This is a genomic window from Pseudomonas sp. KK4 (assembly GCF_001984065.1).
Classification (GTDB): domain Bacteria; phylum Pseudomonadota; class Gammaproteobacteria; order Pseudomonadales; family Pseudomonadaceae; genus Aquipseudomonas.
In genome coordinates this window covers 1-10,469 of sequence record NZ_LYVP01000149.1, presented here as the reverse complement: position 1 = coordinate 10,469, position 10,469 = coordinate 1, and the positions used below count along the sequence as shown (strand labels likewise).

At 60.3% G+C, this 10,469-nt stretch carries 8 protein-coding genes, 3 tRNA genes and 1 pseudogene; 5 read left to right on the top strand and 7 right to left on the bottom strand.

Annotation, left to right across the window (positions count from 1 at the left end):
- From B0W55_RS26695 to B0W55_RS26685, 3 genes are all read right to left on the bottom strand, one after another.
- A tRNA-Val gene (locus B0W55_RS26695) sits at positions 1 to 76 on the bottom strand.
- A gap of 198 nt (positions 77 to 274) precedes the next feature.
- Positions 275 to 351: transfer RNA gene (locus B0W55_RS26690), tRNA-Asp, on the bottom strand.
- Positions 352 to 370: 19 nt separating this feature from the next.
- Positions 371 to 446 (bottom strand) — tRNA-Val (locus tag B0W55_RS26685).
- 160 nt (positions 447 to 606) lie between these two features.
- On the opposite strand from B0W55_RS26685, the gene rdgC reads away from it, so the two are divergent.
- The 3 genes and pseudogenes from rdgC to sugE all read left to right on the top strand — a co-directional run bounded on the left by rdgC (position 607) and on the right by sugE (position 3,073).
- The gene (gene rdgC / locus B0W55_RS26680; protein WP_008060875.1) at positions 607 to 1,527 is read left to right on the top strand and encodes a recombination-associated protein RdgC; all 921 of its coding nucleotides are present in this window, start codon (positions 607 to 609) and stop codon (positions 1,525 to 1,527) included.
- 143 nt (positions 1,528 to 1,670) lie between these two features.
- Positions 1,671 to 2,641, top strand: a pseudogene (locus tag B0W55_RS26675) (bile acid:sodium symporter family protein).
- A gap of 117 nt (positions 2,642 to 2,758) precedes the next feature.
- Positions 2,759 to 3,073: a quaternary ammonium compound efflux SMR transporter SugE gene (gene sugE, locus B0W55_RS26670; protein ID WP_077048909.1), complete on the top strand. Its 315-nt coding sequence runs from the start codon at positions 2,759 to 2,761 to the stop codon at positions 3,071 to 3,073.
- A gap of 114 nt (positions 3,074 to 3,187) precedes the next feature.
- On the opposite strand, the gene B0W55_RS26665 is transcribed toward sugE, so the two are convergent.
- The 3 genes from B0W55_RS26665 to B0W55_RS26655 form a co-directional block, all read right to left on the bottom strand.
- Positions 3,188 to 5,056, bottom strand: coding sequence for an MFS transporter (locus B0W55_RS26665; RefSeq protein ID WP_077048908.1), 1,869 nt, complete (start codon positions 5,054 to 5,056; stop codon positions 3,188 to 3,190).
- A gap of 111 nt (positions 5,057 to 5,167) precedes the next feature.
- The gene (locus tag B0W55_RS26660) at positions 5,168 to 6,319 is read right to left on the bottom strand and encodes a TDT family transporter (protein ID WP_077048907.1); all 1,152 of its coding nucleotides are present in this window, start codon (positions 6,317 to 6,319) and stop codon (positions 5,168 to 5,170) included.
- 105 nt (positions 6,320 to 6,424) lie between these two features.
- Entirely contained in the window at positions 6,425 to 7,324 is a 900-nt protein-coding gene (locus B0W55_RS26655) for a LysR family transcriptional regulator (RefSeq protein WP_077048906.1), read from the bottom strand.
- A gap of 159 nt (positions 7,325 to 7,483) precedes the next feature.
- On the opposite strand from B0W55_RS26655, the gene B0W55_RS26650 reads away from it, so the two are divergent.
- Entirely contained in the window at positions 7,484 to 8,233 is a 750-nt protein-coding gene (locus tag B0W55_RS26650) for an SDR family NAD(P)-dependent oxidoreductase (RefSeq protein ID WP_077048905.1), read from the top strand.
- A gap of 60 nt (positions 8,234 to 8,293) precedes the next feature.
- Here the strand turns inward: B0W55_RS26650 and B0W55_RS26645 are convergent, their stop codons facing one another.
- Positions 8,294 to 9,490, bottom strand: a complete 1,197-nt coding sequence (locus tag B0W55_RS26645) for an MFS transporter (RefSeq protein WP_077048904.1) — start codon at positions 9,488 to 9,490, stop codon at positions 8,294 to 8,296.
- Positions 9,491 to 9,643: 153 nt separating this feature from the next.
- On the opposite strand from B0W55_RS26645, the gene B0W55_RS26640 reads away from it, so the two are divergent.
- Positions 9,644 to 10,180: a TetR/AcrR family transcriptional regulator gene (locus B0W55_RS26640; protein WP_077048903.1), complete on the top strand. Its 537-nt coding sequence runs from the start codon at positions 9,644 to 9,646 to the stop codon at positions 10,178 to 10,180.
- Positions 10,181 to 10,469 lie beyond the last annotated feature (289 nt).

The window sequence follows — 10,469 nt, the reverse complement described above, 5'->3', positions numbered from 1 at the left end:
TGGTGGGTGATGACGGGATCGAACCGCCGACATTCTGCTTGTAAGGCAGACGCTCTCCCAGCTGAGCTAATCACCCTTCGCTTCGTTACGGGGCGCATTATGCCACAAGTTTTCGTAATGTGTTGATTTAATTGAAGTTTTTTTCAAATAAATCCGAAAACCGGTGAAACGACGCATCCCGCGGGTACAACATGCAAACTTGAGGCAGAAAAAAACCCGCCTCAGCGGGTTTTTTCGTGGTGACCTGGCGTTCAGTGTTCCAGGTTACCGAATATGGCGCAGCGGACGGGACTCGAACCCGCGACCCCCGGCGTGACAGGCCGGTATTCTAACCGACTGAACTACCGCTGCGCGTAACACTGAATGCGAATGGTGGGTGATGACGGGATCGAACCGCCGACATTCTGCTTGTAAGGCAGACGCTCTCCCAGCTGAGCTAATCACCCTTCACGTTCGGTGTGGCGCGCATTCTACGGAGCGCCCCTACCTCTGGCAAGCACTTTTTCAATTAATTTTTTCATGCCTTCCAAAGGCTTAGAGAAGGGTTGGCCTATGGCACCCGGAAGACAATAATGCCCCCCTTTGTATAAAGGAGAGACTCACCCCATGTGGTTCAAGAACCTGCTTATCTATCGCCTGACCCAAGATCTGCCTGTTGATGCCGAGGCGTTGGAAACTGCACTGGCCACCAAACTGGCGCGCCCATGTGCAAGCCAGGAGTTGACCACCTACGGTTTCGTCGCGCCGTTCGGCAAGGGCGAAGATGCGCCCCTGGTGCATGTCAGCGGTGACTTCCTGCTGATCAGCGCACGCAAGGAAGAACGCATCCTGCCCGGCAGCGTCGTGCGGGATGCGGTGAAGGAAAAGGTCGAAGAGATCGAAGCCGAACAAATGCGCAAGGTCTATAAAAAGGAACGGGACCAGATCAAGGATGAAATCATCCAGGCCTTCCTGCCCCGCGCCTTTATCCGTCGCTCGTCGACCTTCGCTGCCATCGCGCCGAAACAGGGCCTGATCCTGGTCAACTCGGCCAGCCCGAAACGCGCCGAAGACCTGCTGTCCACCCTGCGTGAAGTGATCGGCACCCTGCCGGTGCGTCCGCTGACCGTGAAAATGTCCCCGACCGCCACCATGACCGAGTGGGTGACCACCCAGAAAGCCGCGGACGATTTCTTTGTGCTGGACGAGTGCGAACTGCGCGACACCCACGAAGACGGCGGCATCGTGCGCTGCAAGCGCCAGGACCTGACCAGCGAAGAAATCCAGCTGCACCTGAGCACCGGCAAAGTAGTCACTCAACTGTCGCTGGCCTGGCAGGACAAACTGTCCTTCGTCCTCGACGACAAGATGGTGGTCAAGCGTCTGAAGTTCGAAGACCTGTTGCAAGACCAGGCCGAACAGGACGGTGGCGACGAAGCCCTGGGCCAACTGGATGCCAGCTTCACCCTGATGATGCTGACCTTCGGTGACTTCCTGCCGGCGCTGGTCGAGGCGTTGGGTGGTGAAGAAACCCCGCAGGGCATATAACGCCTTTTGATTTAAAAATGTGGGAGCGGGCTTGCTCGCGAAAGCGGTCTACGGTCGACCTATTATTGACTGACCCACCGCTTTCGCGAGCAAGCCCGCCCCCACATTGGATACTCGGTTCTCATCATAATAAGGATAAAGCCATGCGCGCACTGGCTGCATTGAGTCGCTTTGTCGGCAACACTTTCGCTTACTGGGTTCTGATTTTCGCCGTCGTGGCGTTCCTTCAGCCGACCTGGTTCATCGGCCTCAAGGGCGCCATCGTGCCACTGCTGGGCCTGGTGATGTTCGGCATGGGCCTGACGCTCAAACTCGAAGACTTCGCCGAAGTCGCCCGCCATCCCTGGCGCGTGGCGCTTGGCGTCGTGGCGCATTTCGTGATCATGCCCGGTGTGGCGTGGCGTGGTTGCTCTGCCAGGCGTTTCATTTGCCACCGGAAATCGCCGTCGGCGTGATCCTGGTCGGTTGCTGCCCAAGCGGCACCTCGTCGAACGTAATGACCTGGCTGGCCCGGGGCGATCTGGCGCTGTCGGTGGCCATCGCCGCCGTCACCACCCTCCTCGCCCCCCTGCTGACCCCGGCGCTGATCTGGCTGCTGGCATCGGCCTGGCTGCCGGTGTCGTTCATGGAGCTGTTCTGGTCGATCCTGCAAGTGGTGCTGCTGCCGATCGTGCTGGGCGTGGTGGCCCAGCGCCTGCTTGGCGACAAGGTTCGTCATGCCGTGGACGTGTTGCCGCTGGTATCGGTGGTGAGCATCGTGATCATCGTCACTGCCGTGGTCGCCGCCAGCCAGGCGAAGATCGCCGAGTCCGGCCTGTTGATCATGGCGGTGGTGATGCTGCACAACAGCTTCGGATACCTGCTGGGCTACTTCACCGGTCGCCTGTTCAAGCTGCCGCTGGCCCAACGCAAGTCCCTGGCCCTGGAAGTCGGCATGCAGAATTCCGGGTTGGGCGCCGCCCTTGCCAGCGCGCACTTCTCGCCCCTGGCGGCGGTGCCCAGCGCGTTGTTCAGCGTGTGGCACAACATTTCCGGGGCTCTGCTTTCGACCTGGTTCCGCCGCATGAGTGAGAAACAGGATCGGGAAATCGCCGCGCAAAGGGCCGCCGACTGAAATGAAACTTGATCCCCGGATTAATGCTGGGCACCCTATCGCGCAACGCGAGGACGACCTCGCGGCTCGATCGAGTCATTAATCTGGGGACGACCCCGTCAATCGATGGAGGTCTTCATGTCCTGGATCATTCTGTTTTTCGCCGGCCTGTTCGAAGTCGGCTGGGCTGTCGGCCTGAAATACTCCGACGGCTTCAGCCGCCCGCTCCCCACCGCCCTCACCATCGCCGCCATGGCCATCAGCCTTGGCCTGCTGGGCCTTGCCATGAAGGAATTGCCACTGGGCACGGCCTATGCGATCTGGACCGGTGTGGGTGCGGTGGGCACGGTGATTGCCGGGATCATTCTGTTTGGTGAGTCGATGGCGTTGATTCGATTGGCCAGTGTGGCGCTGATCGTTGCCGGGTTGGTTGGCCTTAAAGTCAGCACTTAGGCCACTGACGCTTTCGCGAGCAAGCCCACTCCCACTTTCGACCGTTTTCTCCTGAACAAAAGCGATCGAATGTGGGAGCGGGCTTGCTCGCGAAGAGGCCATCAAACACGCCGACTATCTAACGGCGCCACGCAATTCCCCCACCACCTGCTGCAACTTCCCAGGCTCTGCCGCCTCGACTGCCGGCCCCGCCACCAGCGTCACCCGCGACCACAACCGCCGAAACAGCCCCTTGTCCGGATCGCGGCTGAAGAAACTCCCCCACAAACCCTGCAACGCCAAAGGAATCACCGGCACCGGCGTCTCTTCCAGAATCCGCGTCACCCCACCCTTGAACTCATTGATTTCGCCATCGGCCGTCAATTTCCCTTCCGGAAAAATGCACACCAGCTCGCCTTCCTTCAGATAACGGGCAATACGGGTGAACGCTTTTTCGTAGATCTGGATGTCTTCATGCCGCCCTGCGATCGGAATCGCCCCGGCGGTACGGAAGACGAAGTTCAGCACCGGCAGGTTGTAGATCTTGTAGTACATCACGAAGCGAATCGGCCGACGCACCGCGCCGCTGATCAACAACGCATCAACGAACGACACATGGTTGCACACCAGCAATGCCGCGCCCTCATCGGGGATGAGATCGAGGTTGCGATGCTCCACGCGGTACATGGAATGGCTGAGCAGCCAGATCATGAAACGCATGGTGAATTCGGGGACGATCTTGAAGATGTAGGCGTTGACGCCGATGTTCAACACCGAGACCACCAGGAACAACTGGGGGATCGACAGCTTGGCCATGCTCAGCAGGATGATCGAGACAATCGCCGACACCACCATGAACAGTGCATTGAGAATGTTGTTGGCGGCAATCACCCGAGCCCGCTCGTTCTCGGGCGTTCGTGACTGGATCAAGGCGTACAGCGGCACGATGTAGAAACCGCCGAACACGCCCAGGCCGAGAATATCCAACAGCACCAGCCAGGTGTGGCCAAAGCCGAGGATTTCGATCCACCCATGGCCGGCAGCGCTATCTGGAATCCCACCGGAATGCCACCACAGCAGCAAACCGAACACGGTCAGGCCAAACGAGCCGAACGGCACCAGGCCGATCTCGACTTTGCGCCCGGAAAGCTTTTCGCAGAGCATCGAACCCACGGCGATCCCCACCGAGAACACCGTCAGGATCAGGGTCACCACGGTTTCGTCACCGTGCATCCATTCCTTCGCGTAGGCCGGGATCTGCGTCAGGTAGATTGCGCCGACAAACCAGAACCACGAGTTGCCGACGATCGAACGCGACACCGCCGGCGTTTGCCCCAGGCCGAGCTTCAGCGTGGCCCAGGACTGGCTGAAGATGTTCCAGTTCAGGCGCATTTGCGGCGAGGACGCCGCGGCCCGCGGAATGCTGCGACTGGCCAGATAGCCCAGTACGGCGACGCCGATGATCGCCGTGGAGACCACCGGCGCGTAGTGACTGGAGGACATCATGATCCCAGCGCCGATGGTTCCCGCCAGGATCGCCAGGAAAGTCCCCATCTCCACCAGACCGTTGCCGCCGACCAACTCATCTTCGTGCAAGGCCTGGGGCAGGATCGAGTATTTCACCGGCCCGAACAACGCCGAGTGGGTGCCCATGGCGAACAGCGCCACCAGCATCAGCGACAGGTGATCGAACACAAAGCCCACCGCCCCCACCGCCATGATGGCGATTTCACCGAGCTTGATCAGCCGAATCAGCGCGTCCTTGGCGAACTTTTCGCCGAACTGCCCGGCCAGCGCCGAGAACAGAAAGAACGGCAGGATAAACAGCAGCGCGCACAGGTTGACCCAGATCGAACGGTCACCCTCGATGCTGAGCTTGTACAGAATGGCCAGGATCAGCGACTGTTTGAAGATATTGTCGTTGAACGCCCCGAGTGACTGGGTCACGAAGAACGGCAGGAAGCGCCGTGTGCGCAGCAAGGTGAATTGCGAGGGGTGACTCATCGTCCATGTGTCCCAGGTGGTGTGTGGCTGATGTTGGGTAAACATCGGCGTGGATACTTTATTGGAATACCCCGCGCCGATTCAGGCCACACCTTACCTAATCTTCAGCGATTATTTCTTCAATCCTGCAATGCACGGCGAGACAAACAGCTCGCCCCGCCACGCCCCCTGCAGCGTGCGCTTGACGACGATCAGCCACATCACCGTCAGCAGCGCCACCAGGATGCAGCCCAAGACACTGAAGAACGTCAGGTGCAGCGTGCTGGCCAATTTCAACGTTGCCAGAGAATAGACGCCCAGCGGGAAAGTGAAGCCCCACCAGCCGAGATTGAATGGAATGCCGGCACGCAGATAGCGCAGGGTGATCAACAGCGCCGTGAGCATCCACCACAGGCCGAAGCCCCACAGGGCAATGCCGGCCACCAGCCCCAGCCCGGCCGCGACCTCGCCGACACCGGCAAAACCATTGGCGGCGAAGATCGCCGGGGCATCGGCGCCCAACAGCAGCATGCCCAGCGCCCCCGTGCCGATCGGCCCCAGCGCCAGCCAACTGGAGGCGGCCATGCTTTCGTGGGGCAGTTTATGCAGCGCCATGCGCAACAGCAGAATCGTCAGAATGCTGAACGCCACCGGCACCGAAAACGCCCAGAGCACGTAACTGGTCACGAGCATCACCAACTGCCCGTGGGCGTCGGCCAGGTGCGGCGCCAGCAGGCCACCGCTGGCGGCCGCCACTTCCGCCGCGACCACCGGCAACAGCCACACGGCGGTCATCTGATCGATGCTGTGTTGCTGGCGGGTGAACATCATGTAGGGAATCAACACCCCGCACGCCAGGGACATCGCCACATCCAGCCACCACAACACTTCAACCAACGGGATCACGCCGACACCCCAGCGAGGCAGACCGAATTGCAGGAAACCGTTGATGATGGTCGCCAGGCCCATGGGAATGGTGCCGAACGACATCGACACCGTGGAATGGCCGAAAATCCGCCGCGCCTCGTCGAAAAACATCACCCAGCGCGCCGCATACAGCCCGGCGAACACAAGGAACAGCAAGATATTGAACTGCCAAAGTGCCTCGGCCACGCCATGCAAAAAGACGTTGTCTATGGGCAACTGCCCCAGTGCCGAGGCCAAAACCCCCGTCCCCATGGTGGCGGAGAACCAATTGGGGGTGAACTGACGGATCACTTCACGCGGGTGCTGCAGATGACTGAACGGCTTGAAGCCAGGCTTGGCGGTGTTGAGGCATGTCATGGTGGGCTCCTGTCCTCTGGTGAGGTGGAACCTATGATAGATCCGGATCGAATATCGATATAACGGGTAATATCTCTATAAGTTATCGACTTGATCGATAAATGCTCAACCCATGCTGCCAAACAGCTCCGCCAGCCAGTCGATGAACACCCGGACCCGATTACTCAAGTGACGGTTTGGCGGGTACAGGACATGGAACGGATAGCGCGGCGGTTGCCAGTCCTGAAGAATCGGCACCAGGTCACCGCGCTCCAGATGCGGCTGCACGGTGTAGTTGAAGGTGTGAATGATCCCGAGCCCCGCCAGCCCCGCGGCCAGGTGCGCATTGCTTTCATTGACACTGACGACGCCCCGCTCCTTCACCTCGACCTTTTCACCATTGCGCTCGAACCGCGCTGGCATCACCCGTCCGGTCCGTGCCGAGTGATAGCTGACAATCCGATGATGCTTCTCCAGTTCCCGAGGGTGGTTCGGCGTGCCGAACCGCGCCAGATAACCCGGCGCCGCGCAGGTGGTCCAACTTGACAGCCCCAATGGACGCGCCGCCAGGGTCATCTCGGTCAGCGGCCCGCCGCGAATCACGCAATCGACGTTTTCGCTGATCAGGTCCACCGGCCGATCACTGACACCCAGATCGATCTGGATATCCGGGTAACGCCCGTGGAAATCCGCAAGCGCCGGAATGATCAGCATGCAGGCCACCGAGCCGCCGACATCGACCCGGACCCGCCCCCGCGGACGGCCCTGGGCGCTGGCGAAACTGCCGTCCAGGTCATCCAGCTCAGCCATCAACGTCGAAGCACGCTCGTAGTAGGCCATGCCGTCCGCCGTCACCGTCAGCCGCCGAGTGGTGCGCTGCAGCAATCGCACGCCCAGGTGTTCCTCCAATTCGGCCACCAGTTTACTGACCGAAGTTTTTGGCAGGTTCAACGAGTCGGCGGCTTTGGTAAACGAGCCTGCTTCTACGACGCGAGCGAACACCCGCATGGCCAGCAATTGATTCATGGCGAATCCTCAAATCAGTACCCACTGATTATTGTCCACAACCATGTACAAACAAACCAGATTCAGATGATTTTTCCGCCGAATCTTCAGGCATAGAGTTTGTTCAACGGCGAACATCAACGCCGAACACTTCCTACACCACTTGCGGAGATTCAACCCATGAGCAGCACTCTCAAAGGCAAAGTTGCATTGATCACCGGCGGTACCACCGGCATCGGCCTGGCTTCGGCACAAGCGTTCGTTGATCAGGGCGCCACCGTATTCATCACCGGTCGCCGCCAGGCCGAACTGGATGCCGCGGTCCAACGCCTCGGCCAGAACGCCATTGGCATTCAGGGCGACGTGGCGAAGCTGGAAGACCTGGACCGGATTTTCGATGCGATCAAAACCAGGGCGGGTTCGCTGGACATCGTCTTCGCCAACGCAGGGGGCGGTGACATGATGCCGCTGGGCGCGATCACCGAAGAACACTTCGATCGCATTTTCGGCGTCAACGTCAAAGGCCTGCTGTTCACCGTGCAAAAGTCCCTGCCCCTGCTCAAGGACGGCGGCTCGGTGATCCTCACCGCCTCCACCACGGCCACCAAAGGCACCGAGAATTTCAGTGTGTACAGCGCCAGCAAAGCGGCGGTGCGCAACTTCGCCCGGTCATGGCTGCTGGACCTGAAGGCGCGCAGGATTCGCGTCAACGTCATCAGCCCAGGCCCTATCCACACGCCAGGCCTGACCGATCTCGCGCCTGAAGATCAACAGCAAGGCCTGCTCGATTTCCTGGCAAGCCAGGTACCGATCGGCCGCCTCGGAGCGCCGGCTGAAGTGGGCAAGGCTGCAGTGTTCCTGGCTTCGGACGACAGCAGCTTCATCAATGGCATCGAGTTGTTCGTGGACGGCGGGTTCGCGCAGATCTGAATCCGGATAAAAAAAAAACGGCGCCTGCGGGGCGCCGTTTTTGTGTGGCTGAAGCAGTCTTCAGGGCGCAACGTTGGCGCTGCAGGTCGTCGCCGGGCGCTGAACCATCATCGCGAACAATGCGCCCAGCGACAGGATGATCAGCACTGCCGCATAACCATCGGTGGTCGCCACCAGGCCGAAGCTGTGCGACAGGTTACCGGCCAACAACGAAGGCAGGCAGAACGCCAGGTAGCTGAGCACATAGAACGACGACAGCAACCCGGCCCGTTCATGGGGCAAGGCCAGCGGCACCAGGCTGCGCACGGCCCCGAGGAAACCGGCGCCAAAACCACAACCGGCGACGAGGGTGCCGCTGAAAAACAGCGACAGGCTAGCGCTGTGTACCCCCAGTAGAATCAGCGCCACGCCCGTCGGCAGGGAACTTGCGCCAAGCCGCAGCGCCTGGCTGGCGGGGCGATTGCGCATGAAGAAAATCATCATCGCGCCAGTCATGGTCAGGGTCGCCACTGTTGCGCCGCCGATCAGGTTCGAGGTCGAGCCGGTGGCCGCCCGCACCAACGAAGGCGCCAGCGAGGCAAAGAAACCGCCCAATGCCCAGGTCGCAGTGTTGAGCGGCAATACCCGCCAAAGGGTCGAACGCGCCTGGGCCGGCACATGCAAGGTGGGCCGCAACGACGCCCAGGCGCCGGGTTGCGGCGAAACACTTTCAGGCAAACGCCAGACATAAATCGCCTGCAGCACAAACAATCCAAGCAGCAGCCAATAGGTCAAATGCAGGGGCGCCGGGGCAAATTCGGCCAGCAAACCGCAGCCCAATCCGCCCAGCGCCATGCCGATCAATGGCGCCACGCTGTTGATCAGCGGCCCTTGCTGGCGGTCGGTGTCCAGCAGCGTCGCACTCAGCACCGCAGTGGCCATGCCGGTGGCAAACCCTTGCAGCACCCGGGCACTGATCAACCAAGTGACGCTGTCGGCGTGGATAAACAACAGCATCGCCAGGATATTGAGTAGCACGGCCACGAAAATCACCGGTTTGCGCCCCAGGTAATCCGACAGCGAACCGACCGTCAGCAACGCCACCAGCAGGCTGAGGGCGTACACGCTGAAGATCAGCGTCAGAACCGCGGCCGAGAATTGCAGTTGCTCTTGATAGAGGTGATACAGGGGCGTCGGCGCAGTGGAAGCCGCCAGAAAACTGAGTAAGGTGATTGCCAGGAACCACAGGCTGGCACGATTGGATGGGACACTGGACATGAGCACACTCCGCAAAAGCTAATTTTTTGCTTTTGCGGAGTGTGCTACTGCCTTGCGCTTAAAGCAAATTCTTTGTGTTAAGGTCCGATGCATGGCTTTTCAAAACCCGGGGTTGCATCGCCACAGGCTCCGGCGCAATACAGGAAACACGTGATGACCGCTCCCGCTTTACGTCCCGGAGGCCGCAGCGCCCGGGTTCAGGAATCGATCCATAGCGCCGTGCGCGAGCTGCTTGAAGAGCAGGACCGCGCCACGGTCACCGTGCCGCAGATCGCCGCGCGGGCCGGGGTCACGCCGTCGACCATCTACCGACGCTGGGGTGATTTGTCGGCGTTGCTGGCGGACGTCGCCCTGGCGCGTCTGCAACCGGACAGCGAATCGCCCAGAACCGGCAGCCTGGCAGGCGACCTGCGGGCGTGGGCGGAGCAGTATCTGGACGAAATGAGCTCAGCCCCGGGGCGCTGCATGCTGCGTGACGTGCAAGCGAGCCTCAAACCGAGCTATTGCGCCACGATCATTGGCGGACAATTGCAGGCCATTGTGGATCGCTATCCGAATGAAGCCAGCCCCGGTGTTGATCGGCTGATCAACATGATCGCTGCACCCATCGTCTTTCGTATCCTGTTTTCCGAGACGCCCATGGCGGTCGAGGAAGTGCATCGGTTGATCGAGATTGCGTTGAATCCGTGAGGCCGCCTTCGCGAGCAAGCCCGCAGTGTTTTGTGTGGGCCATGGATGTTGTGAACGACGCAAATCCACTGTGGGAGCTGGCCTGCCAGCGATGGCGGTGTGTCAGACACTGTTGATGTTGGATATCCCGGCCTCATCGCGAGCAAGCTCGCTCCTACACAGTGTTTTGAGTTGGCTATGGATGTTGTGACGACACAAATCCAATGTGGGAGCGGGCTTGCTCGCGAACGCGGAGTGTCAGTTACCGGTGATGCTGGATGACCGGCCTCTTCGCGAGCAAGCCCGCTCC

Coding starts and splice junctions, on each gene's coding strand:
- rdgC (WP_008060875.1), top strand. CDS start 607: ATGTGGTTCAAGAACCTGCTTATCTATCGCCTGACCCAAGATCTGCCT.
- sugE (WP_077048909.1), top strand. CDS start 2,759: ATGTCCTGGATCATTCTGTTTTTCGCCGGCCTGTTCGAAGTCGGCTGG.
- B0W55_RS26665 (WP_077048908.1), bottom strand. CDS start 5,056: ATGAGTCACCCCTCGCAATTCACCTTGCTGCGCACACGGCGCTTCCTG.
- B0W55_RS26660 (WP_077048907.1), bottom strand. CDS start 6,319: ATGACATGCCTCAACACCGCCAAGCCTGGCTTCAAGCCGTTCAGTCAT.
- B0W55_RS26655 (WP_077048906.1), bottom strand. CDS start 7,324: ATGAATCAATTGCTGGCCATGCGGGTGTTCGCTCGCGTCGTAGAAGCA.
- B0W55_RS26650 (WP_077048905.1), top strand. CDS start 7,484: ATGAGCAGCACTCTCAAAGGCAAAGTTGCATTGATCACCGGCGGTACC.
- B0W55_RS26645 (WP_077048904.1), bottom strand. CDS start 9,490: ATGTCCAGTGTCCCATCCAATCGTGCCAGCCTGTGGTTCCTGGCAATC.
- B0W55_RS26640 (WP_077048903.1), top strand. CDS start 9,644: ATGACCGCTCCCGCTTTACGTCCCGGAGGCCGCAGCGCCCGGGTTCAG.